This is a genomic window from Variovorax sp. LARHSF232 (genome assembly GCF_052871435.1).
Genome location: NZ_JBIXJS010000008.1, coordinates 14,736 through 37,960 on the forward strand (window position 1 = coordinate 14,736; position 23,225 = coordinate 37,960).

At 67.5% G+C, this 23,225-nt stretch carries 25 protein-coding genes and 3 tRNA genes; 18 read left to right on the forward strand and 10 right to left on the reverse strand.

Annotation, left to right across the window (positions count from 1 at the left end; genetic code table 11):
- Nucleotides 1-9: 9 nt before the first annotated feature.
- Nucleotides 10-1,062, forward strand: a complete 1,053-nt coding sequence (gene murB, locus ACIPRI_RS19220; RefSeq protein WP_446623079.1) for a UDP-N-acetylmuramate dehydrogenase — start codon at nt 10-12, stop codon at nt 1,060-1,062.
- A 10-nt stretch (nt 1,063-1,072) separates the two neighbouring features.
- Here the strand turns inward: murB and ppnP are convergent, their stop codons facing one another.
- The 3 genes from ppnP to ACIPRI_RS19235 are packed head-to-tail and all read right to left on the reverse strand — an operon-like array spanning nt 1,073 to nt 2,487.
- Nucleotides 1,073-1,408 (reverse strand): pyrimidine/purine nucleoside phosphorylase, encoded by a 336-nt coding sequence (ppnP, locus tag ACIPRI_RS19225; RefSeq protein ID WP_446623080.1) that lies wholly within the window; start codon nt 1,406-1,408, stop codon nt 1,073-1,075.
- Between the two features lie 34 nt (nt 1,409-1,442).
- Nucleotides 1,443-2,057, reverse strand: coding sequence for a hypothetical protein (locus ACIPRI_RS19230; protein ID WP_446623081.1), 615 nt, complete (start codon nt 2,055-2,057; stop codon nt 1,443-1,445).
- 49 nt (nt 2,058-2,106) lie between these two features.
- The gene (locus tag ACIPRI_RS19235; RefSeq protein WP_446623082.1) at nt 2,107-2,487 is read right to left on the reverse strand and encodes an arsenate reductase; all 381 of its coding nucleotides are present in this window, start codon (nt 2,485-2,487) and stop codon (nt 2,107-2,109) included.
- A gap of 47 nt (nt 2,488-2,534) precedes the next feature.
- Here ACIPRI_RS19235 and folC point away from each other — a divergent pair, with 47 nt between their 5' ends.
- The 15 genes from folC to ACIPRI_RS19310 all read left to right on the forward strand — a co-directional run bounded on the left by folC (nt 2,535) and on the right by ACIPRI_RS19310 (nt 13,425).
- Complete coding sequence (gene folC / locus ACIPRI_RS19240) at nt 2,535-3,830, forward strand: bifunctional tetrahydrofolate synthase/dihydrofolate synthase (RefSeq protein ID WP_446623083.1); 1,296 nt, start codon at nt 2,535-2,537, stop codon at nt 3,828-3,830.
- Nucleotides 3,831-3,905: 75 nt separating this feature from the next.
- On the forward strand, nt 3,906-4,715 hold the full coding sequence (locus ACIPRI_RS19245) for an SPOR domain-containing protein (RefSeq protein ID WP_446623084.1): 810 nt from the start codon (nt 3,906-3,908) through the stop codon (nt 4,713-4,715).
- Nucleotides 4,716-4,719: 4 nt separating this feature from the next.
- Nucleotides 4,720-5,217, forward strand: a complete 498-nt coding sequence (locus ACIPRI_RS19250) for a CvpA family protein (RefSeq protein WP_446623085.1) — start codon at nt 4,720-4,722, stop codon at nt 5,215-5,217.
- 27 nt (nt 5,218-5,244) lie between these two features.
- Nucleotides 5,245-6,768, forward strand: a complete 1,524-nt coding sequence (gene purF / locus ACIPRI_RS19255) for an amidophosphoribosyltransferase (protein WP_446623086.1) — start codon at nt 5,245-5,247, stop codon at nt 6,766-6,768.
- Between the two features lie 4 nt (nt 6,769-6,772).
- Complete coding sequence (locus tag ACIPRI_RS19260) at nt 6,773-7,987, forward strand: O-succinylhomoserine sulfhydrylase (RefSeq protein ID WP_446623087.1); 1,215 nt, start codon at nt 6,773-6,775, stop codon at nt 7,985-7,987.
- On the forward strand, nt 7,984-9,378 hold the full coding sequence (gene gltX / locus ACIPRI_RS19265) for a glutamate--tRNA ligase (protein WP_446623088.1): 1,395 nt from the start codon (nt 7,984-7,986) through the stop codon (nt 9,376-9,378). The genes ACIPRI_RS19260 and gltX overlap by 4 nt, the downstream gene beginning before the upstream one ends.
- A gap of 33 nt (nt 9,379-9,411) precedes the next feature.
- A tRNA-Ala gene (locus ACIPRI_RS19270) sits at nt 9,412-9,487 on the forward strand.
- Between the two features lie 65 nt (nt 9,488-9,552).
- A tRNA-Glu gene (locus ACIPRI_RS19275) sits at nt 9,553-9,628 on the forward strand.
- Nucleotides 9,629-9,697: 69 nt separating this feature from the next.
- A tRNA-Asp gene (locus ACIPRI_RS19280) sits at nt 9,698-9,774 on the forward strand.
- 142 nt (nt 9,775-9,916) lie between these two features.
- Entirely contained in the window at nt 9,917-10,246 is a 330-nt protein-coding gene (locus tag ACIPRI_RS19285) for an ArsR/SmtB family transcription factor (protein ID WP_446623089.1), read from the forward strand.
- Nucleotides 10,247-10,269: 23 nt separating this feature from the next.
- Nucleotides 10,270-10,746: an ArsI/CadI family heavy metal resistance metalloenzyme gene (locus ACIPRI_RS19290; protein ID WP_446623090.1), complete on the forward strand. Its 477-nt coding sequence runs from the start codon at nt 10,270-10,272 to the stop codon at nt 10,744-10,746.
- A gap of 14 nt (nt 10,747-10,760) precedes the next feature.
- The gene (locus ACIPRI_RS19295) at nt 10,761-11,255 is read left to right on the forward strand and encodes an arsenate reductase ArsC (protein ID WP_446623091.1); all 495 of its coding nucleotides are present in this window, start codon (nt 10,761-10,763) and stop codon (nt 11,253-11,255) included.
- Between the two features lie 28 nt (nt 11,256-11,283).
- Nucleotides 11,284-11,997, forward strand: a complete 714-nt coding sequence (locus ACIPRI_RS19300) for an aquaporin (protein WP_446623092.1) — start codon at nt 11,284-11,286, stop codon at nt 11,995-11,997.
- The gene (arsC, locus tag ACIPRI_RS19305; RefSeq protein WP_446623093.1) at nt 11,990-12,412 is read left to right on the forward strand and encodes an arsenate reductase (glutaredoxin); all 423 of its coding nucleotides are present in this window, start codon (nt 11,990-11,992) and stop codon (nt 12,410-12,412) included. The genes ACIPRI_RS19300 and arsC overlap by 8 nt, the downstream gene beginning before the upstream one ends.
- Before the next feature lie 92 nt (nt 12,413-12,504).
- A complete protein-coding gene (locus tag ACIPRI_RS19310; RefSeq protein ID WP_446623094.1) occupies nt 12,505-13,425 on the forward strand; it encodes a JmjC domain-containing protein in 921 nt (306 codons plus the stop codon).
- 24 nt (nt 13,426-13,449) lie between these two features.
- Here ACIPRI_RS19310 and ACIPRI_RS19315 read toward each other — a convergent pair whose 3' ends face one another.
- The 5 genes from ACIPRI_RS19315 to ACIPRI_RS19335 are packed head-to-tail and all read right to left on the reverse strand — an operon-like array spanning nt 13,450 to nt 18,569.
- Nucleotides 13,450-14,721: a c-type cytochrome gene (locus tag ACIPRI_RS19315; protein ID WP_446623095.1), complete on the reverse strand. Its 1,272-nt coding sequence runs from the start codon at nt 14,719-14,721 to the stop codon at nt 13,450-13,452.
- Nucleotides 14,722-14,734: 13 nt separating this feature from the next.
- Nucleotides 14,735-15,466 carry a c-type cytochrome gene (locus ACIPRI_RS19320; protein WP_446623096.1) on the reverse strand — a complete coding sequence of 244 codons (732 nt, stop codon included), beginning with the start codon at nt 15,464-15,466 and terminating at the stop codon, nt 14,735-14,737.
- Nucleotides 15,467-15,515: 49 nt separating this feature from the next.
- The gene (locus ACIPRI_RS19325; protein WP_446623097.1) at nt 15,516-16,502 is read right to left on the reverse strand and encodes a DMT family transporter; all 987 of its coding nucleotides are present in this window, start codon (nt 16,500-16,502) and stop codon (nt 15,516-15,518) included.
- Complete coding sequence (locus tag ACIPRI_RS19330) at nt 16,499-17,005, reverse strand: methylated-DNA--[protein]-cysteine S-methyltransferase (RefSeq protein ID WP_446623098.1); 507 nt, start codon at nt 17,003-17,005, stop codon at nt 16,499-16,501. The genes ACIPRI_RS19325 and ACIPRI_RS19330 overlap by 4 nt, the downstream gene beginning before the upstream one ends.
- A 16-nt stretch (nt 17,006-17,021) precedes the next feature.
- Nucleotides 17,022-18,569 carry a DNA-3-methyladenine glycosylase 2 family protein gene (locus ACIPRI_RS19335; protein WP_446623099.1) on the reverse strand — a complete coding sequence of 516 codons (1,548 nt, stop codon included), beginning with the start codon at nt 18,567-18,569 and terminating at the stop codon, nt 17,022-17,024.
- Nucleotides 18,570-18,681: 112 nt separating this feature from the next.
- Here ACIPRI_RS19335 and ACIPRI_RS19340 point away from each other — a divergent pair, with 112 nt between their 5' ends.
- Together ACIPRI_RS19340 and ACIPRI_RS19345 are read left to right on the forward strand one after the other, a co-directional pair.
- A complete protein-coding gene (locus ACIPRI_RS19340; RefSeq protein WP_446623100.1) occupies nt 18,682-20,064 on the forward strand; it encodes a phosphomannomutase/phosphoglucomutase in 1,383 nt (460 codons plus the stop codon).
- Nucleotides 20,064-21,419, forward strand: a complete 1,356-nt coding sequence (locus ACIPRI_RS19345; protein WP_446623101.1) for a 3-deoxy-D-manno-octulosonic acid transferase — start codon at nt 20,064-20,066, stop codon at nt 21,417-21,419. The genes ACIPRI_RS19340 and ACIPRI_RS19345 overlap by 1 nt, the downstream gene beginning before the upstream one ends.
- Here ACIPRI_RS19345 and ACIPRI_RS19350 read toward each other — a convergent pair.
- Together ACIPRI_RS19350 and ACIPRI_RS19355 are read right to left on the reverse strand one after the other, a co-directional pair.
- Nucleotides 21,382-22,863, reverse strand: a complete 1,482-nt coding sequence (locus ACIPRI_RS19350) for a TolC family outer membrane protein (RefSeq protein ID WP_446623102.1) — start codon at nt 22,861-22,863, stop codon at nt 21,382-21,384. The genes ACIPRI_RS19345 and ACIPRI_RS19350 overlap by 38 nt on opposite strands.
- 23 nt (nt 22,864-22,886) lie before the next feature.
- Nucleotides 22,887-23,225, reverse strand: a complete 339-nt coding sequence (locus tag ACIPRI_RS19355; protein ID WP_446623103.1) for a rhodanese-like domain-containing protein — start codon at nt 23,223-23,225, stop codon at nt 22,887-22,889.

Here is a 23,225-nt window from a genome sequence, read left to right on the forward strand (position 1 = left end):
AATTCTCCCATGATCGTGGAGCAAAACGTCGCACTGCAACCCTACAACAGCTTTGGCATCGTCGCGCGCGCGCAGCACCTGGTGCGCGTGCACGACGAGGCCGATGTGGCGGCGGTGCTGGCCGACCCGGCGTGGCATCACGCACCCAAATTCGTGCTGGGCGGGGGCAGCAACATCGTGCTGACAGGCGACGTCAAGGCGCTGGTGCTCAAGGTCGAGATCATGGGCCGCCGCCTGGTCGAGGCCAATGACCGGGCCTGGATCGTCGAGGTGGGCGCCGGCGAGATCTGGCACGACACGGTGCGGTGGAGCCTGGCGCAGGGCTTCCCGGGCCTGGAAAACATGGCGCTGATCCCCGGTACCGTGGGCGGCGCGCCGGTGCAGAACATCGGCGCCTATGGGGTCGAGCTGCAGGACCGCTTCGAATCGCTGGACGGCATCGACCTGCAGACCGGCCAGACTTTCACACTGGACGCCGCGCAGTGCGCCTTCGGCTACCGCGACTCGGTGTTCAAGCACCTGGCGAGCGGCCCGAACGATTTCGGCCTGGCGGGCAGGGCGCTGATCACCCGCGTGCGCTTCCGGCTGCCGCGGCCGTGGAAGCCGGTGCTGGGCTACCTCGACCTGGAGCGCAAGATGGCCGAGACCGGCAATGCCTCGCCCAGCGCCCAGGACATCTTCGACTGGATCTGCGCCATCCGCCGCGCCAAGCTGCCGGATTGGCGGGTGCTGGGCAATGCGGGCAGTTTCTTCAAGAACCCGACCGTGACGCCCGAGCAGTGCGCCGACATCATCGCGCGCGACCCGAAGATCGTGCACTACCCGATGGACGACGGCAGCATCAAGCTGGCGGCCGGCTGGCTGATCGATGCCTGCGGCTGGAAGGGCAAGTCGGTGGGCAATGCCGGTGTCTACGAGAAGCAGGCGCTGGTGCTGGTCAATCGCGGCGGCGCCCAGAACCCGGTCACCGGCGGCGAGGTCATGACCCTGGCCAAGGCCATCCAGACCAGCGTGTACGAGCGCTTCGGCATCCGGCTCGAGCCGGAGCCGGTGGTGGTGTGAGCGAGGCGGCTCAGCCGAAGTGGCAGATGTAGCTGTAAGGCTCGCCCGTCACCCGGATCTGGAAGCTGGAGTTGCCCGGCACGCTGAACTTCTCGCCCGCGCCCGAGCGCACCCACTCCGAGCTGCCCGCCAGCAGGTATTCGCAACTGCCGCCCGCGCCTTCCATGATTTCCGGCGCGCCGGTGCTGAAGGTGAGGGTAGAGGGCAGGATCACGCCGACGGACTTCTTCGTGCCGTCGGCCAGGGTGAGGTTGTGGCTCACGCACTTGCCGTCGAAATAGACGTTGGCCTTGGTGGCGACGCTCACGTTGCCAAGGGTGGCTTGCGGGGTGTTGGTGCTGCTCATGGCGGGCGATTCTAGATTCAGCGCTAGCCTAGATTCAGCGCCAGCCGCGATAGCCGCGATATCCGCGCGAGTAGCTGTAGCCGAAATTGAGCGACAGCCCGATCGGCGGGTAGCCGTAGCCATAGGCGGGATAGCCATAGCCGTAGCCGCCGTAGCCGCCGTAGCCGTAACCGGGTGCCACGTAGACAGGAGGCGGTGCCGCGTAGACCACCGCCGGCGCGCCCTGGTAGACCACCTGCGGTGCGGGAATGGGCGCCGGCGTCACGCTGCCGCCGGAAATCACCACGCCGGGTTCCGGCGTCACGTTGCGCCAGGGCTCGGACGACGAATTGTTGGCAGCGGGCGCTTCGGCCTCGTATTGCGGCTGTTGCTCTTGCTGCTGCTGAGAAGTCATCACGCCCATCGGCGTTACCTGCACCGCAATGAAATCGCCGGGCGGGCTGTCGGTGCGGGTGCTGTACTGGCGGCCGGCGTATTCGTAGGTGACGGAATAGCCGGCCACGCCGTCGCCCGTGCGGATCGGGGTGCTCGAGATCACGCGCCCCTGTTCCTGTTGCGCCCAGGCTGCCGGGCTGCCCGCGAGTGCGGCCAGCAGGGAGGCGCCGAGCAGCTTGCGCAGAGAAAGTTTGTTGTTGGTGGTGGTGGTCATCGCTGAATCTCCTCGTATGCGAGGTTCGACACGATTTCGAACGCCGGGTTCACCCTTTTACCTTCACGGCCAGCGCCTCCCAGGCCTGCGCGTCGAAGCCAACGCTAACCTGCGGCCGCCCCGGCCATTGCACCACCGGCCGCTTGATCAGGCTGGGGTAGGCGAGCAGCGCCTGGCGTGCCGATGCCGTATCGACCACCGCGTCACGGGTGGCGTCATCCAGCCCGCGCCACATGGTGCCGCGCCGATTGAGCAGCGTCTCCCAGCCGGCCGCGGCCAGCCAGTTGTCCAACTCGGGCTCGGGCACGCCCAGCTTCTTGAAGTCGTGAAAGGTGTAGTCAACGCCGTGCTCGCTGAGCCAGGCGCGGGCGCGCTTGACGGTGTCGCAATTGCTGATGCCGTAGACGGTGGTGTTCGCGGTGGTGCTCATGGCTGCGAATCATGCCGTCGCCCGTGGTCGGCGACAATCGAAGGCTCATGCAAACCCTTAGCGAATGGCTCGCTCACGCCGAGCGACTGCACACCAAGAACATCGAACTGGGCCTGGATCGGGTGCGCCTGGTGGCGCAGCGCCTCGGCCTGGCTTTCGCCTGCCCGGTGATCACCGTGGCCGGCACCAATGGCAAGGGCTCGACCTGCGCCATGCTGGAATCGATCCTGATGAACGCCGGCTACCGCACCGGCGTCTACAGCTCGCCGCACCTGGTGCATTTCGAAGAGCGGCTGCGCCTGTCGGGCCAGCCGGTCGACGGCCAGGCGCTGGTGCCGCATTTCGAGGCCGTGGAGGCCGCGCGCGGCGAGGTGTCCCTGACCTATTTCGAGTTCACCACCCTGGCCATCCTGCACTGCATGGCGGCGCAAAAGCTCGACGTGGCGATCCTGGAAGTGGGCCTGGGCGGGCGGCTGGACGCGGTGAACATCATCGATCCCGATTGCGCCGTCATCACCAGCATCGATCTGGACCACATGGACTTTCTCGGCTCGGACCGCGAGGCCATCGGCTACGAGAAGGCCGGCATCATGCGCACCGGCCGCCCGGTCATCGTCAGCGACCCGGTGCCGCCAGCCAGCGTGCTGGCGCGGGCCACGGAGATCGGCGCCGAGCTCTGGCGCTTCGGGCACGACTTCAACGTGGCGGGCGACAAGCAGCAATGGGGCTGGGCCGGCCGCGGGCGCCGCTACAGCGGGCTGGCCTATCCGGCGCTGCGCGGTGCCAACCAGTTGATCAACGCGGCCGGCGTGCTGGCGGCACTGGAATCGCTGCGCCAGAAGCTGCCCATCACCGCGCAGGCGGTGCGCGTGGGCTTGAGCCTGGTCGAGCTGCCGGGGCGCTTCCAGATCGTGCCGGGCCAGCCGACGCTGGTGCTGGACGTGGCGCACAACGCGCACGCCGTGGCCGCGCTGGCCGAGAATCTGGATGCCATGGGCTTCTATCCCACCACCCACGCCGTGTTCGGCGTGATGGCGGACAAGGACCTGGCGCCGATCCTGGCGCGCATCGGGCCGCTGGTCGACCGCTGGTACTTCTGCGACCTGCCCACGCCGCGCGCGGCCAGCGCCGGCGACCTGGCCGCCGCCTGGCGGGCCCAGAACACCCGCACCGACGTGGCCGGAAGTACCCACGCATCGCCACAGGCCGCCCTGGACGCAGCCGTCGCCGCTGCAGACCCCGCTGATAGAATCGTGGTCTTCGGATCGTTCTTCACGGTAGGTGGCGTGCTCCAGCACGGAACGCCCCGTCTGCAAGCCAGACACCTGCTGCCGGACGCCTGACCGGTCCTTGACTGAGCGGTCCTTGAGTTTCGGCCCTCGACCCCACATCTCGCTGCACCTTCAGGATCGACGTTCATGGCGTTTTTCAAGTTTCGCTCGGCTGGTCAACAGGGCAACGAAGCGCGCAGTGCACCTGCGGCAGCGGCCCCGGCCGAGAGCGTCGAAACGATGCGCCGCCGGGCACGTCATCGCCTGCTGGGCGCGGCCGTGCTGGTGCTGGTCGGCGTGATCGGCTTTCCGCTTCTGTTCGACACCCAGCCGCGGCCGGTGTCGGCCGACATCCCCATCGAGATTCCGGACCGCAACAAGGCCAAGCCCCTGGCTGTGCCGCCCGCGCCGGCTGCACCCAAGCCTGAAGCCGCGGCCAAGCCCGACAGCGACAGCAGCCGCCGCGTGGCGTCTGCGGCCGGCGTGATCACCGAGCGAGCCGACGGCAGCGAGATCAGCACGCCGTCCGCCAAGCCTGAGCACAAGCCCGAACCCAGGCCGGATCCCAAGCCGGAGCCTAAACCCGAACCCAAGCCGGAACCCAAGCCCGAGGCGAAGGCCGAATCCAAGCAGCCCGCCCCCAAGCCGGCAGCCAGCGAAGACAGCGCCCGTGCCCGCGCCTTGCTCGAGGGCGGTTCCGCGAGCCAGGCCGCCGCCGCCGAGAACGGCGCCCGTTTCGTGGTGCAGGTCGGCGCTTTTGCCGACGCTGCCAAGGCGCGCGAAGTGCGCCAGAAGCTGGAAAAAGCGGGCCTCAAGACCTATACCAACGTGGCGAAGACATCCGACGGCGATCGCACGCGCGTGCGTGTCGGCCCCTTCGCCACGCGCGCCGACGCCGACAAGGCGGCGGGCAAGGTCAAGGATCTGTCGTTGCCGGCGGCCGTGCTGACGTTGTAGAGCGGTGCCTTCGGCCGTGGCCCTGCTCGACTGGATCGTTGCTGCCGTGCTGGGCGTTTCGATGCTGATCGGCGTCTGGCGGGGACTGTTGTTCGAAGTGATTTCGCTCGTGGGCTGGGTCGCCGCATTTGTGCTGGCCCAGTGGTTTTCACCCGAGGTGGCGGCATGGCTGCCGCTGGGCGCGCCGGACGCGCCCTGGCGCTATGCGGCGGCCTTTGTGCTGATCTTCGTGGCGGTCGCCTTCGGTGTTGGCCTGGTGGCCAGCCTGGTGCGCAGCCTGATCAAGGTGGTGGGCCTGCGGCCGGTGGACCGGACGCTGGGCGGCGTGTTCGGACTGGCGCGTGGCGCGCTGGCCATGCTGGTTGCCGCCGTCGTGGTGCATCTTTTTTCTTTGAGCGAAAGCGACTGGTGGCGCGAGGCCTACAGCGCCACTGTTCTTGATACGACATTGCAGAGCGCCAAGCCCGCGCTGCCCGAGAAACTGGCAAGCTATTTGCCCTAAGACTATTTGGTCCTGAAGGAACGCCTCATGTGTGGAATCGTCGGTGTTGTCAGCAGCGCCCCAGTGAACCAGTTGCTCTATGACGCGATGCTGCTCCTGCAGCACCGCGGCCAGGACGCGGCCGGCATCGTCACCCTGCTGGAGCGCAAGTTCTTCATGCACAAGGCCAAGGGCATGGTGCGCGACGTGTTCCGCACGCGCAACATGCGTGCGCTGCCGGGCAACATCGGCCTGGGCCAGGTGCGCTATCCCACCGCAGGCAATGCCTACAGCGAGGAAGAGGCGCAGCCTTTCTACGTGAACGCGCCCTTCGGCCTGGTGCTGGTGCACAACGGCAACCTCACCAATGCGCATGCGCTGCGCGCCGAGCTGTTCTCGACCGACCATCGCCACACCAACACCGAGAGCGACTCGGAGGTGCTGCTCAACGTGCTGGCGCATGAACTGGAGCGCTCCACCCGCGGCGTGCCGCTGCATTCGAACGAGGTCTTCGAGGCGGTGCGCAACGTGCACAAGCGGGTGCGCGGCTCCTACGCGGTGATCTCGCTGATTGCCGGCCACGGCCTGCTGGCCTTCCGCGATCCCTACGGCATCCGTCCGCTGTGCCTGGGCCGCAGCGCTGACGGCACCTGGATGCTGGCCAGCGAATCGGTGGCGCTGGAAGGCTCGGGCTTTGCCTTCGAGCGCAACGTTGCTCCGGGCGAAGCCGTCTTCATTGACCTGCAGGGACAGGTGCATTCGATGCAGTGCGCTGAAGGCGCGACGCTCAATCCCTGCATCTTCGAGTTCGTCTACCTGGCGCGTCCCGACTCGACGATGGACGGCATTTCCGTCTACCAGGCGCGCCTGAACCTGGGCGAGACCTTGGCCAAGCGCGTGGTCTCCACCGTGCCGCCGAGCGACATCGACGTGATCATCCCGATCCCCGAGTCGAGCCGTCCGAGCGCCACGCAGCTGGCGCATCTCTTGGGCGTGCCGTACCGCGAAGGCTTCGTGAAGAACCGCTACGTGGGCCGCACCTTCATCATGCCGGGGCAGGGCGTGCGCAAGAAGTCGGTGCGCCAGAAGCTCAACGTGATCGCCAGCGAGTTCAAGGGCCGCAACGTGCTGCTGGTGGACGATTCCATCGTGCGCGGCACCACCAGCCGCGAGATCGTGCAGATGGCGCGCGAAGCCGGCGCCCGCAAGGTCTACCTGGCCAGCGCCGCGCCGCCGGTGCGCTATCCCAACGTCTACGGCATCGACATGCCGACCAAGGACGAGCTGGTGGCGCACGACCGCACGGTCGAGGAGATTCGCGAACTGATCGGCGCCGATGCACTGATCTACCAGGACGTGGACGCCATGAAGCGCGCCGTGATGAAGGCCGCGCAGGCCACGCCGGATGCCAAGCACCCGAAGCTGGACGGCTTTGATGCGTCCTGCTTCGACGGTGTCTACATCACCGGCGACATCGACATTGAAGCCATCTCGCGCATGAACGACAACCGGCCGCGCATCGAGGAAACCGAAGAGGATTCCTCGCGCCTGGCGCTGCCCAACCTGAGTTGAGCCGATGAAGGACGATTCCCTGCCCAGTGGCTTGCGCCCCGAAACCCTGGCGGTGCGCGTCGCCATCGAGCGCAGCCAGTACGGCGAGCATTCCGAGGCGCTGTACCTCACCAGCGGCTTCGTGCAGCCCGATGCGGCCACCTCGGCCGAGCGCTTCGCCAGCGGCGAGGGCTACACCTACGCGCGCACGTCCAACCCCACCGTCACCAGCTTCGAGAAGCGCCTGGCGGCACTGGAAGGCACCGAAGCCGCCATCGGCGCGGCCAGCGGCATGGGCGCGATCCTGATGATGATCATGGGGCTGCTCAAGTCGGGCGACCATGTCATCTTGTCGCGCTCCATGTTCGGCTCGACCCTGAACCTGTTCGGCAAGGAGTTCGGCAAGTTCGGCGTCGAGACCACCTTCGTCTCGCAGACCGACGTGGACGAGTGGCGCGCCGCCGTGCGTCCGAACACCCGCCTGCTGTTCGCCGAGACGCCGACCAATCCGCTGACCGAGGTGTGCGACATCGCGGCGCTCGCTGAGATTGCCCACGCCGCTGGCGCACTGCTGGCGGTGGACAACGCCTTTGCCACGCCCTTGCTGCAACGGCCGGTCGAACTGGGCGCCGACATCGTCATGCATTCAGGCACCAAGTACCTGGACGGGCAGGGCCGCGTGATGGCCGGCGCGCTGTGCGCAAGCCAGCAACTCGTCACCGAGAAGTTCGCGCCCATCGTGCGCACGGCCGGCATGGTGCTGTCGCCCTTCAATGCGTGGGTGGTGCTCAAGGGCATGGAAACGCTGGGCGTGCGCGTCAAGGCGCAATGCGACAACGCGCTGACGGTGGCGCGCTGGCTGGAGGCGCAGCCGCAGGTGGCGCGCGTCTTCTATCCCGGCCTGCCTTCCCATCCGCAACATGAATTGGCGATGCGCCAGCAGAACGGCCTGGGCGGCGGCGTGCTGTCCTTCGAGCTGAGGGGCGACAGCCCCGAGGCCGCGCGCGCCAAGGCCTTCCATGTGATCGACAGCTGCCGCGTGCTGAGCATCGCGACCAATCTCGGCGACACCAAGACCATCATCAGCCACCCGGCCACCACCTCGCACGGCCGCCTCACCGAGGCGCAGCGCCAGGGCGCCGGCATCAGCCAGGGCACGATCCGCGTGGCCGTGGGGCTGGAGCATCCCGAAGATGTCCAGGACGACTTGCTGCGCGGCCTGGGCAGCCTGACCCAATGACAACAAGCACCAAGACCCGCACCCGTTTCGCGCCTTCGCCGACCGGCTTCATCCACCTGGGCAACATCCGCTCGGCCCTCTACCCCTGGGCCTTTGCCCGCTCGACCGGCGGCGACTTCATCCTGCGCATCGAGGACACCGACGTGGAGCGTTCCACGCAGGCCGCCGTCGACGTCATCCTCGAAAGCATGGCGTGGCTGGGCCTCGATCACGACGAAGGCCCGTTCTATCAAATGCAGCGCATGGACCGCTACAAGGAAGTGCTGGCGCAGATGCAGCAGCAAGACCTGGCCTATCCCTGCTACATGAGTGTGGAAGCGCTGGACGCGCTGCGCGAGAAGCAGATGGCCGCCAAGCAAAAACCCCGCTACGACGGCACCTGGCGGCCCGAGCCGGGCAAGGCGCTGCCGCCCGTTCCCGAAGGCGTGAAGCCGGTGCTGCGCTTTCGCAACCCGCAGACCGGCGTGGTCGCCTGGGACGACAAGGTCAAGGGCCGCGTCGAGGTCAGCAACGAAGAGCTCGACGATCTGGTGATTGCGCGTCCCGATGGCACGCCCACCTACAACTTCTGCGTGGTGGTCGACGACATCGACATGAGCATCACGCACGTGATCCGGGGCGACGATCACGTCAACAACACGCCGCGCCAGATCAACATCTTTCGCGCGCTCGACAAGGAGCCGCCGGTGTATGCACACCTGCCCACCGTGCTCAACGAGCAGGGCGAGAAGATGAGCAAGCGCAACGGCGCCAAGCCGGTCACGCAGTTTCGCGAAGAGGGCTTCCTGCCCGACGCGATGGTCAACTACCTGGCGCGCCTGGGCTGGAGCCACGGCGACGACGAGATCTTCTCGCGCGCGCAATTCCTCGAGTGGTTCAACCTCGATCACCTGGGCCGCAGCGCTGCGCAGTTCGATGAAGCCAAGCTGCGTTGGGTCAATGCGCAACACCTCAAGGCAATGGGCGACGATGCACTTGCGCCGCTCGTTGCAGAGCAGTTGGCCAAGCGCGGCATCGTGGCCGACGAGCGCCTCGTGGCCATCTGCGGACTGTTCAAGGACCGTTGCGACACGACCGTCGCGCTGGCCAATTGGGCGGCCGCTTTTTATGCGGACATCACGCCCAGCGAAGCCGATCGCGCACAGCATATTTCTGATGCCGTGCGGCCGGCGATCGTGTCGCTTGCTGCTAAACTCGCCTCTGTTGCGTGGGACAAGACATCGATCGCTTCGGCGATCAAGGAAGTCCTCGCGGAACACGGCCTGAAAATGCCCGCCCTGGCGATGCCGGTGCGAGTGCTGGTGATGGGTACACCCCAGACACCTTCGCTCGATGCGGTGCTCGCCACCTTCTCTCGCGAAAAAGTTATTGAGCGATTGAAAACAGCGTGAATTTCGGGCTATAATTTGAGGCTCGACACCAACGGGGGTATAGCTCAGCTGGGAGAGCGCTTGCATGGCATGCAAGAGGTCAGCGGTTCGATCCCGCTTACCTCCACCAAGGTTTTTGGTGGGTGTCGAGAAGAAGGTAATAAGCACTGATCGCAGTGCGGTTCCTAAGGTTATGACCCTATCGTCTAGAGGCCTAGGACACCACCCTTTCACGGTGGCTACCGGGGTTCGAATCCCCGTAGGGTCGCCAGTTTCACGCAAGTGAAACCGGCACAAGTGGTCAACACTTGGCTCCGCAAGGAGTGAACGTTGTCTACCAGGAGTGGTAGTTCAGTTGGTTAGAATACCGGCCTGTCACGCCGGGGGTCGCGGGTTCGAGTCCCGTCCACTCCGCCAAGATTGATGAGGGTTAGCAGGTAATTGTCTGCTAACCCTTTTCTCTTTTCGGCCTCCTTATCCAACCGAAACGATGCCGACTTCCGCAGCCGCGCGCTTGGAAAGGATTGGCGCAATCAAATAGTTCGACTATCATCGAAATATGGATGAATCAGTCGTCGTCAAATCCCTCGCCGCCCTCGCGCAGCCAGTCCGGCTGAAGGTGTTTCGCGCCCTGGTCGTGTGCGGCGAATCGGGCCTCACGCCTGGCGCCATGGCGGAAGGACTGGGCATTCCGGCCAACACGCTGTCCTTCCATCTCAAGGAGCTGACGCACGCGGGCCTGGTCACGCAAGAGCGTGCCAGCCGCAACATCATCTACCGGGCGGCCTTCAGCCACATGAACGATCTGCTCGCCTATCTCACCCAGAACTGCTGCCAGGGCGAAGCGTGTGCGCTCGAGCCGACGGCGGTCTCTGCCTGCCCGTGCTGATTCCTTTCTTCCAGGAGAAACCCATGAAGCGATTCCACGTCCACGCCCACGTTGCCGACCTGCAGGAGAGCATCGTCTTCTATTCCAAGCTCTTTGGCGCCGAGCCTGCTCGCGTCGAGAGCGACTACGCGAAATGGATGCTGGAAGACCCGCGCATCAATTTCGCCATCTCGACGCGCGGCGACAAGCTGGGCGTCGACCATCTGGGCATCCAGGCCGATACCGAAGAAGACCTGGCCGAGATGCGGGCACAGGCACAGGCTGCCGACATGGCGCTGCTGGACCAGGGAGAGACCACATGCTGCTATGCGCGCAGCGACAAGCACTGGGTGGTCGATCCGCAAGGCATCGCATGGGAGCACTTTCATACCCTGGGTCAGGTTGCGGTCTTCAGCGAGAAGGCAGCGCCGGCCGACAAGGCTTCGGCCTGCTGCGTTGCGCCTGGCACCGCCCCGCGGGCAGTCGGTGTTCCGGTCGAAGCTGCGCGCTCCTGCTGCTGAAAGGACGGTGCACCATGGCCTCCAAGACCTACAACGTCCTGTTCATCTGCACCGGCAACTCGGCCCGCTCCATCCTGGCGGAAGCTTTGCTCAATGAAATGGGCGGCGGCCGCTTCAGGGCTTACTCGGCCGGCAGCGATCCGAAAGGGCAGGTCAATCCCTTTGCGATCAAGGAACTGCAATCCATGCACATTTCCTTCGACGGTCTGCGCAGCAAGAGCTGGGAAGAGTTCGCGCGGCCCGATGCGCCGCAGATGGACTTCATCTTCACCGTCTGCGACGACGCCGCCGGCGAGGTCTGTCCGCTGTGGCCCGGCCAGCCGGTCAGCGCCCATTGGGGCATGCCCGATCCGGCCGCGGTGGGGGGTTCGGACGAGGACAAGCGCAAGGCCTTCAGGGAAACAGCCGTCACCATCCGGCGCCGTCTCGAACTGATGCTGGCCCTGCCGCTGGATCGGCTGGAAAAGCTGGCGGTCCACGGCGAAATGCAGCATATCGGCCAGCGCTGAGCCCTTGCGCACGCTGCATTTGCACCCGATGTCCGCTTCCATTTCCCGCAAGTTGCTGGCCGAAACGCTGGGCACCGCACTGCTGCTGGCCGTGGTGATCGGCTCCGGCATCATGGGCGAGCGCCTGGCCGGCGGCAATGTGGCCATTGCATTGCTGGCCAACACCTTGGCCACCGTGGGCGGGCTCTACATCCTGATCGAAGTCTTCGGCCCGGTGAGCGGCGCCCATTTCAATCCGGCCGTCTCGCTGGCCATGGCGATTCGCGGCGAACTGCCGCGCAGCCTGCTGCCGTCTTACGTGCTCGCGCAGTTGTTGGGAGCCATGCTGGGCGCCTGGCTGGCGCATGCCATGTTCGATCTGGCCATCCTGCAGTTTTCCGGCAAGACGCGCACCGGCACCGGGCAGTGGATCGCGGAGGCCGTGGCCACCTTCGGGTTGCTGCTGGTCATCCTGCGCGCGCCGCCGGGACGTGTGGCTGCCATGGTGGCGGCCTACATCGGCGCCGCCTACTGGTTCACCGCGTCCACTTCCTTCGCCAATCCGGCGGCGGCCTTCGGGCGCATGTTCTCCGATAGTTTTGCCGGCATTGCGCCTTCCAGCGTGCCGGGCTTCGTGCTGGCGCAACTGCTTGGTGCCGCGCTGGCCTTGCTGGCGAACCGGCTGCTCGGCAGCAGCAACAGCAATGCGCCGGCCGAGCCCAGCGCCAAACCCTCCGACTCTTCACCGTCCCTTCATGCCTGACATCACCATCTATCACAACCCGGCCTGCGGCACCTCGCGCAACACCCTGGCGCTCATCCGCCACGCAGGCATCGAGCCGACCGTCGTCGAATACCTGAAGACGCCGCCTTCGCGTGAGCAACTCGAGCAACTGGTGCAGGCCACCGGCGGCTCGGTACGCGCACTGCTGCGGGAAAAGGGCACGCCCTTCGCCGAGCTGCAGCTGGACGATCCCAAGTGGAGCGACGCCGAGCTGCTCGATTTTCTGGGGCAGCACCCGATTCTGCTCAACCGCCCGATCGTCGTTACCGAGCTGGGCACCCGGCTGTGCCGGCCTTCCGAGGCGGTGCTGGAAATTCTTCCGGTGCCGCAGCTGCCGCCCTTCACCAAAGAAGATGGCGAGACGGTGATCGACAGCGGGAGACGCACAAGCTGATCCGGGCGTGGCAACCGGGTGCTCCTTGCGTGTTTCGAGTATCCGATGTGATACTTTGGAACTAAGTACAGCAAGCCAAGGAGCAGGCGTCGATGAGCAAAGAGCTGAAACCGGACCATTCCGCTTACCGCGTCTGGCCCGCCGATCCCGCGAGCTTCTCGACTCGGCGCATGAGCCCGCTCGCGCACAGCATCGACCAGCACCCGCTGTTCCAGCTGGATGCATTGCAGGCGCTTGCCAATTCACTGATGTCCTCCGGCCAGTGCCGCTTCCTGAAGCCGGGCACGACGCAGGGCTCGGCCTTCTCTCACGATCCAGAGCATCCGCAGGGCCTGTCGATCGACGAAGTATTTGCCCGCATGGAGGAGCCCGGCTCCTGGCTGGCCCTTTACAACGTGCAGACCGATGCGCGTTATCGCGCCGCGCTGGAACGCATCGTGGACGACCTGCGCCCGCTGGTCGAGCGCGAGCAGCCGGGCATCTTCCTGGTCACCGGCTTCATCTTCATCTCGGCGCCGCCTTCGGTCACGCCCTTCCACATCGACCGGGAGAACAACTTCTGGCTGCAGCTGCGCGGGCGCAAGACCATGAATGTGTGGGACAACACCGACCGCGAAGTGGTGCCTGCAACCGTGGTCGAAGATTTCATCGCGGGCGGCGTCCAGGTGCCCTTCCAGGAAGCTTTTCGTGGGCGCAGCCGCGAGTTCGACACCGGGCCGGGCGATGGCGTCTACTTTCCCAGCACGTCGCCGCACATGACCCGGACCGACACCGGCTGGGTGACGCCAGGCGACGGCATTTCCGTTTCGCTGGGCATCAATTTCTACACCTCGGTGACCCGGCGCACGGCGCGCGTCCACCAGTTCAACCGCGTGCTGCGGCGTCTGGGCATGACGCCGAGTTTCCCCGGCCAGTCGGCTGCCGCCGATTCTTTCAAGGCGCCGATGGGCCGCTGGCTGGCGGCGGTGCGCTATCGCCGGCTTGGCGCAACGCCGCCGCCGGGCTCGTACTGAGCTGAACGCCAGCCCTGGCGAGCGCTAGCGCCGCATCGCCTCGGCCATGCTCACCGTCGGCGCGTCATTGCCCCAGGAGCCGCGCACGTAGGTCAGCACGGCCGCGATGTCCTGGTCGTCCAGCACGTGGCCGAAAGGTGGCATGCCGTAGGGCCGAGGGTTGCCGGCCGTGGCCGGCAGGTAGCCGCCATGGCGCAGGATCTGCACCAGGTTCGCACTCGACTCCATGTTCACCGACCGGTTGCCGGCCAGCGGCGGATAGGCGCCTGGCGCGCCTTCGCCCTTGTCGCCATGGCAGTAGGCGCAGCGCTGGTCGTAGATGGCGGCGCCGCGCGCCATCACGGTGCGATCGCGCGCCAGCGGGCCGGGCGGAGCGGCCGGCGGCGCTTCCTGCGGCAGCTGCCGCAGGTACTGCGCGATCGCTTCGAGATCGGCTTCGCTCAGGTGCTGGGTGCTGCCCCACACCACGTCGGCCATCGGGCCCATCACGGAGCCGCGCGCCGAGGTGCCACTTTTGAGCAGTGCCACGATCTGCTCGGGTGTCCAGTCGGCCACGCCGGCTTCGTGCGGCGCATTGAGGGCCGGCGCGTACCAGTTGTCGCCCGGAATCAAGCCGCCGGACAGGCCGCGCAGGTCCTGCGTGGCACCCAGCGAATTGCGTGCGCCGTGGCAGGCGATGCAGTGCCCCGGGCCTTCCACCAGGTAGGCGCCGCGGTTCCATTGCGCGCTCTTGGCAGCGTCGGGCTCGAACACGCCCGGCTCGAACGACAGTGCCCGCCACACCGCCAGCGCCAGCTGCGTGTTGTAGGGAAAGCGCAGTGCATGCGCCGTGTTGGGCTGGTCCGCGGGCGGCACTGTGCGCAGGTAGGCATACAGCGCGTCCGAATCCTCGCGCGTCAGCCGGGTGAAGCTGGGGTAGGGGAAGGCCGGGTAAAGCAGGTGGCCGTCCTTCGAGCGGCCGTTGTGCATGGCCCGCCAGAAGTGATCGACGCTCCATCCGCCGATGCCGTTCGTTTCATGCGGCGTGAGATTGCTCGAGTAGATGGTGCCGAAGGGCGTGCTGATGCCCAGCCCGCCCGCATAGGCCGCGCCGCCGCGCACCGTATGGCAGCCGGCGCAATGGCCGGCCCGGGCCAGGTAGCGCCCGCGCTCGACCAGCGCCTGGCTGCTTTCGAAGGGCGTGGGCGAGGCCGGCAGCTTGGCTTCGCCGCGCAAGTTGAGCGCGATGAGCACCAGGCCCACCACCGCCAGCGCGAGGGCGATGCCAAAGAGAACGAAGACGATGCGTCGCCACATGGACTTTTTTTCCTCAGTTGGGCATGGCGCTGCACTTGACCGGCAGCGGCGCCGGCAGCGACGTGGCCGGCTTGGTGTTGGCGGGCACCGGTTGAATGGCCAGCCAGCTGGCCACTGCGTTGATGTCGGCGCTGTTGAGCTTGCGGCCCACATCGGTCATGCAGTCGGGCGGCAGCGCGTGGCGGTCATCGGTGAGCCAGGCGCCCAACTGAGAGGCGATGTACAGCCGTGGCAGGCCCAGCAGTGGTGGAACGCCTGGCGCCACGCCCATCAGCGCCTTGCCGTGGCAGGCCACGCAGGCCGGAATGCCGCGCGCCGCGTCGCCCGCCAGCGCCAGCGCCTGCCCATGTTTCAGCACGTCTGCGCTGGCATCGGTGGCGGGATTCACGCGGGGGTAGGGCAGATCCACTTGGGCGAAGTACTCGGCCATCTCGCGCAAGTAGGCGTCCGACAGGTGTCGCGTCATGTAGACCATGTCGCTGTGGAAGCGCCGGCCGTCGCGAAAGCTCTGCAGCTGGTTGAACAGGTAGCCGGCCGGCTTGCCCGACAGCCGCGGAAAGTAGCCGGCGTTGCTGGCGGAGCCTTCGCGGCCATGGCAGGCGATGCAGGCGGCCACGCGTTGCTCGATGGTGTCGGGCACGGTGGCGGCCGCTGCGCACGCGCCTGCCAACGTCAGCGTCAACGCCAGCGTCAGGGTGGGGCCGATGCCGGCGAGCAGCTTGCGACGGACGGGCGTGGTCGTCATTGGCCCGATTCGACCACAACCGCCCGCCGGCGCAACGGGGCAATTTGTCTCAGGGCACCGGCACCGGCTGCTTCTTGCGGCCCAGTTTCACCAGGCCGGTGGACAGCGCCACGCCGCAGACGATCACCACCGCGCACATCAGCATCCAGGACGTGATCTCCTCGCCCAGGAACAGCGCGCCGTAGAACACGGCGAACACCGGCACGATGAAGGTCACGGTCAGCGCGCGCTGCGGCCCGGCATTGGCAATGAGCCGGAAGAACAGCACGTAGGCCAGGCCCGTGCAGGCCACACCCACTGCAAGCAAGGCCATCCAGGCCTGCATGCTGGGCATCTGCGCCGGCCAGTACCACCAGGTGGGCAGGGCCAGCGCCAGGCTGGCACCCACCTGGCTGCCGGCTGCCGTGGCGAAGGCCGGCACGCCGGTGAGATAGCGGCGCGTGGCATTGGCTGAAACGCCGTAGCTCAGGCATGCGCCCAGGCAGGCCAGCACGGCCCAGATCGGCGAGACGCCGCCGCTGCCGGCCTTGAAGCCGGCGCTGTGCCCGGCCAGCAGAGCCACGCCAACGAAGCCGATCACCAGCCCCGCCAGCCGCGAGTTGTCCGGCCGTTCGCGAAACCAGGCCCAGGCGATCAGGGCGCCGAACATCGGCACCGTGGCATTCAGCACCGCCGCCAGGCCGCTGTTGATGGTCAGCAGCGCGAAGGCGAACAGCACGAAGGGCAGGCCCGAGTTGGTGACGCCGATGGCCAGGGTGGCTTTCCAGTGGCGCGCGAAATCGCCGGATTGGCCGCGCAGCGCCATGACCGGCAGCAGCACCAGCATGGCGATCATCACGCGCACCCCGGCCGTCGGAATGGCGCCGAATTCGGCCGCGCCGATGCGCATGAAAAGGAAGGACGCGCCCCACAGCGCGCCCAGCAGCACCAGATCGAACAGCCAGGCCGGCGCCTTGGCCGGCTTGGCTGGCGCCACAGGCGCGGGGGTGGTCAGGGCTTCCACTTCAGCGCGGGCCGTGCATTCGCCTTCACTCATTCGTTCACCGCGCCTTCCAGTTGCAACAGGTGCGACTTGCGCTCCAGTCCGCCGGCATAGCCGGTGAGCGAGCCGTCCGAGCCCAGCACGCGGTGGCAGGGCACGACCACGCTGATCGGGTTGCGCCCCACGGCTGCGCCCACCGCGCGCACCGCCGCCGGCTTGCCGATGTCGGCGCCCAGGCGCCCGTAGCTGGTGGTGCCGCCGCGCGGGATGCGCAGCAGGGCCTGCCACACGGCCTGCTGGAAGTCGGTGCCGTGCGACAGATCGAGTGGCATGTCGAAGTGATCGCGCTGGCCGGCGAAATAGGCCTGGAGCTGCGCCTCCGCCTGCTTGAGCACCGAATGCTCCGGCGCTTCGATCCAGCCGCTGGTGTCGGGCGCATGGCGCTGCGCGTCGAACCAGACGCCGGCCAGGCCGCGGTCGGTCGCCGCCAGCGTGATGCCACCCAGCGCGCTCGTGACGTGCAGGGTGTAGATGGGAACTGACTTGCTGAACTTCATGATGTGCATTCTCCGCTCAGGGCATGACGGCGGCTTGAAGAGCCGGCGCGTCATGAGGGTTGAAAGATGATGGCGCCGCCGGCGGGCTGTGCCAGGCGCGCAGCACCGCATAGCTGCGCCAGGGCTGCCAGGCTTGCGAGGCCTGGGCGGCTGCCTTGGCGCCGCTCACGCCCAGCGCCTTCTGCAGCGCGATGTCGCCGGACGGGAAGGCATCGGGCCAGCGCAGTGCCCGCATGGCGATGTATTGCGCCGTCCAGTCGCCGATGCCGGGCAGGGCCTGCAGTGCGGCCAGGGTGGCGGGCACGTCGGCGCCCGCATGCAAAGGCAGTCGTCCCGCCGCCGCCTCGCGCGCCAGGGCGTGCAGGGCGGCCTGGCGCTGGCGCACGATGCCCAGGCGGCCCAGGGTGTCGCCGTCGGCGGCGGCCAGCGCGGCCGGGGTGGGGAAGAGCCGCGTCAGGCCTTCGATCGGCGTCTCGATCGGCTCGCCCAGCGCCTCGACCAGGCGCGAGCCCAGGGTGCGCGCCGCCGCCACCGTGATCTGCTGGCCCAGCACGGCCCGCACCGCGAGCTCGAAGCCGTCCACCGTGCCCGGCACCCGGATGCCGTCGCCGTGGGGAAAGCTGCCGTGCAGCGCGGCATTGATGGCCATCGGTTCGGCGTCCAGGTCGAACATGGCGCGCACCCGGCTGATCACGATCGGCAAGGCGCCGGCCAGCGATTCGCTCACTTGGAGCAAGGCCTGCTGGCGCTCGCCATCGAGTTCCACGCGCAGCCAGCCCACTTGCGTGCTGGCGCCATGCGTCACGCGCAAGGTGCGCGCATACGAAGCGCTTGCGTCCTGCGTCGAGGCTTCGACGCCGCGCAGGGCGCGCCGTCCGAAGAAGGCGAGCATGGCCGCATGGTCGTAGGGTGGCCTGAATCCGATGCGCACCTCGATCGGCTGGCCGCCCCGTGCCGGCGCTTTCTCGCCGGCACGGCGCAAGGCGCTCGGGTTGAGCCCGTAGTGCTCGATGAAGGCGGCATTGAAGCGGCGCACGCTGGCAAAGCCGCTGGCCAGCGCCACCTGCGTCATCGGCAGCTGGGTGTCGGCGATCAGCTGCTTGGCCGCCAGCAAACGGCGCGTCTGCAGATATTGCAGGGGCGAGACGCCGAACTGCGTCTCGAAGATGCGCCGCAGGTGCCGGTCGCTCACGCCCAGGCGCTGCGCGATGCGGGCCGCGCCTGGCGCTTCGCCCTCGGCGGCATCGGGCCAGGCATCGGGCTCGTCGATCAGGCGGGCGGCCTGCAGCGCCAGGATGCGCGAGGCATCCTGCGTCGTCCAGCTGGCGGCGCGCGGCGCCAGCTCGGGCCGGCAGCGCAGGCAAGGCCGGAAGCCCGCCGCCTCGGCCTGGGCCGCGTGCCGGAAGAATCGGCAGTTCTCGCGCCGCGGCGTCTTCACCCGGCACACCGGCCGGCAGTAGATGCCGGTCGAGGTGACTGCCGTGAAGAAGCTGCCGTCGAAGCGCGCATCGTGCGCCTTCAGGGCCAGGTAGCAGGCATCGCTTTCGAGTTCTGGGAGGGTCATGGGGCAATGGTAGGTTTGGCCCACGCAAAGACTAGCCATTTTCGGACATGTGAGTCCATCACTCGACGCCTACAATGGCCGTCCTTTTTTGACTCCAAGAAGCAGGGTGACCATGAAGTTCAGCCCCTCCATTTTCAAGGCCTACGACATTCGCGGCGTGGTGCCAACCACGCTCGACACCGAGGTGGCCGAGGCGCTCGGCAAGGCCTTTGGCGCGGCTGCGCGTGCCGCCGGCGAGAAGAGCGTGGCCGTCGGGCGCGATGGCCGGCTGTCCGGCCCCGCCATCAGCGAGGCGCTGATCCGCGGCCTGGCCGCCACCGGCGTCGAGGTGATCGACGTGGGCGCCGTCACCACGCCCATGCTTTATTTCGCCGCCAGCACCCTGTGCACGAGCGGCATCCAGGTCACCGGCAGCCACAACCCGAAGGACTACAACGGCTTCAAGATGGTGCTGGCCGGCCGCGCCATCTACGGCGACGAGATCCAGGGCCTGCGCCAGGTGATGGAAGACGACAGCGCCCCGCTGGCTACCGGCGGCAGCGTGCGCAAGGTGGACGTGCTGGCCGACTACACCCAGCGCATCGTCGGCGACGTCAAGCTCGCCCGTCCGCTCAAGATCGTGGTCGACTGCGGCAACGGCATCGCCGGTGCCTCGGCACCCGCCATCTTCCGCGCCCTGGGCTGCGAAGTGACCGAGCTGTTCAGCGAGGTCGATGGCGAATTCCCGAACCACCATCCCGATCCGAGCAAGCCGGAGAACCTCAAGGACCTGATCGCCGCCCTGCAAGCCGGCGACGCCGAACTGGGCCTGGCCTTTGACGGCGACGGCGACCGCCTGGGCATCGTCACCAAGGACGGCCAGAACATCTACCCGGACCGCCAGATGATGCTGTTCGCCCAGGACGTGCTCTCGCGCGTGCCCGGCGGCACCATCATCTACGACGTGAAGTGCTCGCAGCGCCTGGCGCCCGCCATCGAGGCGGCCGGCGGTAAGGCCATGATCTACAAGACCGGCCATTCGCTCATCAAGGCGAAGATGAAGGAAGTCGACTCGCCCCTGGGCGGCGAGATGAGCGGCCACATCTTCTTCAAGGAGCGCTGGTTCGGCTTCGACGACGGCACCTATGCCGGCTGCCGCCTGCTCGAGATTCTTTCCAAGAGTCCCAATTCCAGCGACGTGCTCAACGCCCTGCCCACCAGCTTCTCGACGCCCGAACTGAACGTGGCCTGCGCCGAGGGCGAGCCGCACAAGGTGGTGGAAGCGCTCACGCGCAAGGCCGACTTCGCGGCCCCGGCCAAGGTGCTGACCATCGACGGCGTGCGGGTCGACTGGCCCGATGGCTTCGGCCTCATCCGCGCCTCCAACACCACGCCGGTGCTGGTGCTGCGCTTCGAGGGCCATACCCAGGCCGCACTGGAGCGCATCGAGCACGACATGCTGGCGCTGCTCAGATCCGTCAAACCCGACGCCAAGCTGGCCGCGGCCGCCCACTAGTGCATTCACTGTTGTTGCGTCTTTACGGCGGCGCCACCTGGCTGCTGCAGCCGATGCTGCGGCGCAAGCTGCGCCGCCGCGCCGTGGCCGAGCCGGGCTACGCCTTCGCGGTCGAGGAGCGCTTCGGCCGCTATGACGAAGCCATGAGTGGCACCGGCTGGGTCTGGATCCATGCGGTGTCGCTGGGCGAGACCCGGGCTGCCGGCATCCTCATCGATGCGCTGCGCCACCAGGACCCGTCCTTGCGCGTGCTGCTCACCAACGGCACCGCCACCGGGCGGGAAGAGGGCGCGCGCCTGCTGGGCCCCGACGACCTGCAGGTCTGGCAGCCCTGGGACACGCCCGAGGTGGTCGAGCGCTTCCTGGATCGCTTCAGGCCGCGCATCGGCATCCTGATGGAAACCGAGATCTGGCCGGTGCTCACCGCCGCTTGCGCTGACCGTGGTATTCCGCTGGTGCTGGCCAATGCGCGGCTCAATGAGAAATCGCTGGCCTCGGCCAAGCGCCTGGCCTGGCTGTCGCGCCCCACCTATGCCTCGCTGGCCGCGGTGTGGGCGCAGACCGAGGCCGATTCGCACCGCCTGGTGGCGGCCGGCGCCAAGGTCGACGGCGTGTTCGGCAACCTCAAGTTCGACGCCACGCCCGATTCGCTGCAACTGGGCCGCGCCGCTCGCCTGCGCGAGAAGCTGCCCAGGCCGGTGGTGGTGTTTGCCAGCTCGCGCGATGGCGAGGAAGCGCTGCTGCTCGACGTGCTGCAGCGCTTTCGGCATGCGCCACCGGTCGGCTGGTCGCCCGCGGCCGGCAAGAAGGTGCACCTGCCGATGCAGGACGTGCAATGGATGATCGTGCCGCGCCATCCGCAGCGTTTCGACGAAGTGGCGCAGCTGATCGAATCCAAGGGCTTCGTGGTGGCGCGCCGCAGCGCCCCTGCGGCGGCAGCCGGCGAGGATGCCGAAATCTGGCTGGGCGATTCGCTCGGCGAAATGGCGATGTACTACGGTCTGGCCGATGTCGCCTTGCTGGGCGGCAGCTTCGAGCCGCTGGGCGGGCAGAACCTGATCGAGGCGGCCGCCTGCGGCTGTCCGGTGATCATGGGGCCGTCCACCTTCAACTTTGCCGAGGCGTCGGAGCTTTCATTGGAAGCCGGCGCCTCGCTGCGGGTGGAGGACATGGAGCAGGCGGTGGTCAGCGCACTGACGCTGATGGCCGACCCGGTGCGCCAGAACGGCATGGTGCAGGCCGCCTTGACCTTCTCGTCGGCCCACCGCGGCGCCGCGGCGCGCACCGCGGCAGCGATCGGCAACCTGCTGTTGCGCATCAGCGAGTCGACGGGCGAACCGGCGGCGCTGGCGTAGCGCCCGCCGGTGGCGCGACCTGTGCCGGCTGCGGCTGGATTGGGCTGCGCGTGGCGGCCGAAGGCTGGTCCGGCGAGGCGCTGGCCCCGGCACTGCCGGGCGCCGCCAGCGAGCCGTTGATGGGTTGCAGGTCGACCTCGGTCAGGCTGCCATTGGCCTGGCGCAGGCGCAGATTGCCCAAGAGCACGTTGTAGCGTGCCTGTGCCAGGTCGCGCCGCGTCTGAAACAGCTGGCTCTGGGAATTGAGCACGTCGATGTTGATGCGCACGCCGACCTGGTAGCCCAGGCGGTTGGCATCCAGCGCGCTCTGGCTCGAGGCCTCGGCGGCCTCCAGCGCCTTCACCTGGCCGGCACCGGCGACCAGGCCCAGGTAGGCCGAGCGCGTGGCCTGGGTCACGTTGCGTCGGGCAGCTTCCAATGTCGAGCGCGACTGGTCTTCCAGGGCCAGCGTTTCCCTCACCCGGTTCTCGGTGGCGAAGCCGGCAAAAAGCGGCATGTTGAACACCACGCCGATGCTGGCGGCGTTGACCCGCACGCCCTGCAGCGAGGTGCTGGTGGCGGTGCCCTGCGGGTTGTTGGTGACGTTGTAGCCCAGTTGCGCGTCCAGCGTCGGCTTGTGGCCGGCGCGCGCCTTGTCGATTTCCAGCGTTGCCACTTCCAGGTTGCGCTGTGCCTGGACGATGGAGGGATGCCCGTCTTCGGCCTGGCGCACCCACTGCTCCATGTTGGTCGGCGGGGGCGGCAGCACCACCGGCGCGGCGAGCGGGGTCGGCACGGCGTTGACGCGGCCCACCAGTTGGTCGAGCGCGATCTTCTTGATCTGCAGGTCGTTCTCTGCCGCGATCTCCTGGGCCACCACCAGGTCGAAGCGGGCCTGCGCTTCGCGCGTATCGGTGATGGTGGTCGTGCCCACCTCGAAGTTGCGCTTGGCAAAGGCCAGCTGCTCTTCGGTGGCGGCCTTCTGGGCCCGCACCAGCGCCAGCGAGTCCTGGCTGGACAGCACGTCGAAGTAGGCCTGGCTCACGCGCACGATCAGGTCCTGCTCGGCGATGGTGAGCTGCGCCTGCGCGATGTCGAGCTGGCGCTTGCTCTGCTCGTAGGTGGCCCAGTTGGCCGGCCGGTACAGCGGCTGCGTGGCGTTGATGCCGGCGCTTTCCTGCGGGACGTCGCGGCTGGTCGTTCCGAAGTTCTCGAGCCGCAGATCCTGCCGCGTGTGCGCCGCGCTGGCCGACAGCCCCACGGAGGGCAGCAGCCCCGCCTTGGCCTGGGCGGCGCGCGCGATGTTGGCGTCGTAGGTCGAGCGCGCGCTCTGGTAGGTGGCGTCGTAGGCGCGGGCGGCGTCGTAGAGTTCGATCAGGCTCTGGGCGTGGACTGGCAGCGCAAAGGCGGCGAGGGTCGCGGTCAACGCGCAGCTGAGGGGTGCAAGCCGGAGCCTGGGCAGCATGAAGGGTCCTTGGGAGTGTGAAATCAGTAGCGCGGCACTGCCGGGTCGAACTGCCGGGCCCAGGCATCGATGCCGCCGGCCACGTTGGCCAGGTCGTTGAAGCCGTGCTGGCTCAGGTAGGCCGCCACATGCTGGCTGCGCGCGCCGTGATGGCACAGGCAGGCGATGCGGTCGTAGCCGCCCAGTTCTGGCAGGCGCGAGGGAATCTGGTTCATGGGAATCGCCAGCAAGGCATAGCCGCGCGGCGTCACGCTGGCGGTCTGCACCTCCCAGGGTTCGCGCACGTCCAGCAGCAGCGCCTTGGCGCTGGCGTCGCGTGCAAACCAGGCAGCCAGGTCAGCGGGAAGAACTTGATCGATCAT

Bases quoted from the DNA above. Each gene is read 5' to 3' on its own strand.
- ppnP (WP_446623080.1), bottom strand. From the start codon at position 1,408: ATGAGCAGCACCAACACCCCGCAAGCCACCCTTGGCAACGTGAGCGTC.
- ACIPRI_RS19295 (WP_446623091.1), top strand. From the start codon at position 10,761: ATGGCCTCCAAGACCTACAACGTCCTGTTCATCTGCACCGGCAACTCG.
- folC (WP_446623083.1), top strand. From the start codon at position 2,535: ATGCAAACCCTTAGCGAATGGCTCGCTCACGCCGAGCGACTGCACACC.
- ACIPRI_RS19355 (WP_446623103.1), bottom strand. From the start codon at position 23,225: ATGATCGATCAAGTTCTTCCCGCTGACCTGGCTGCCTGGTTTGCACGC.
- ACIPRI_RS19260 (WP_446623087.1), top strand. From the start codon at position 6,773: ATGAAGGACGATTCCCTGCCCAGTGGCTTGCGCCCCGAAACCCTGGCG.
- murB (WP_446623079.1), top strand. From the start codon at position 10: ATGATCGTGGAGCAAAACGTCGCACTGCAACCCTACAACAGCTTTGGC.
- ACIPRI_RS19340 (WP_446623100.1), top strand. From the start codon at position 18,682: ATGAAGTTCAGCCCCTCCATTTTCAAGGCCTACGACATTCGCGGCGTG.
- ACIPRI_RS19335 (WP_446623099.1), bottom strand. From the start codon at position 18,569: ATGACCCTCCCAGAACTCGAAAGCGATGCCTGCTACCTGGCCCTGAAG.
- ACIPRI_RS19285 (WP_446623089.1), top strand. From the start codon at position 9,917: ATGGATGAATCAGTCGTCGTCAAATCCCTCGCCGCCCTCGCGCAGCCA.
- ACIPRI_RS19330 (WP_446623098.1), bottom strand. From the start codon at position 17,005: ATGAAGTTCAGCAAGTCAGTTCCCATCTACACCCTGCACGTCACGAGC.
- ACIPRI_RS19320 (WP_446623096.1), bottom strand. From the start codon at position 15,466: ATGACGACCACGCCCGTCCGTCGCAAGCTGCTCGCCGGCATCGGCCCC.
- purF (WP_446623086.1), top strand. From the start codon at position 5,245: ATGTGTGGAATCGTCGGTGTTGTCAGCAGCGCCCCAGTGAACCAGTTG.
- ACIPRI_RS19310 (WP_446623094.1), top strand. From the start codon at position 12,505: ATGAGCAAAGAGCTGAAACCGGACCATTCCGCTTACCGCGTCTGGCCC.
- ACIPRI_RS19245 (WP_446623084.1), top strand. From the start codon at position 3,906: ATGGCGTTTTTCAAGTTTCGCTCGGCTGGTCAACAGGGCAACGAAGCG.
- ACIPRI_RS19315 (WP_446623095.1), bottom strand. From the start codon at position 14,721: ATGTGGCGACGCATCGTCTTCGTTCTCTTTGGCATCGCCCTCGCGCTG.
- ACIPRI_RS19290 (WP_446623090.1), top strand. From the start codon at position 10,270: ATGAAGCGATTCCACGTCCACGCCCACGTTGCCGACCTGCAGGAGAGC.
- ACIPRI_RS19350 (WP_446623102.1), bottom strand. From the start codon at position 22,863: ATGCTGCCCAGGCTCCGGCTTGCACCCCTCAGCTGCGCGTTGACCGCG.
- ACIPRI_RS19235 (WP_446623082.1), bottom strand. From the start codon at position 2,487: ATGAGCACCACCGCGAACACCACCGTCTACGGCATCAGCAATTGCGAC.
- ACIPRI_RS19230 (WP_446623081.1), bottom strand. From the start codon at position 2,057: ATGACCACCACCACCAACAACAAACTTTCTCTGCGCAAGCTGCTCGGC.
- ACIPRI_RS19300 (WP_446623092.1), top strand. From the start codon at position 11,284: ATGTCCGCTTCCATTTCCCGCAAGTTGCTGGCCGAAACGCTGGGCACC.
- arsC (WP_446623093.1), top strand. From the start codon at position 11,990: ATGCCTGACATCACCATCTATCACAACCCGGCCTGCGGCACCTCGCGC.
- ACIPRI_RS19325 (WP_446623097.1), bottom strand. From the start codon at position 16,502: ATGAGTGAAGGCGAATGCACGGCCCGCGCTGAAGTGGAAGCCCTGACC.
- gltX (WP_446623088.1), top strand. From the start codon at position 7,984: ATGACAACAAGCACCAAGACCCGCACCCGTTTCGCGCCTTCGCCGACC.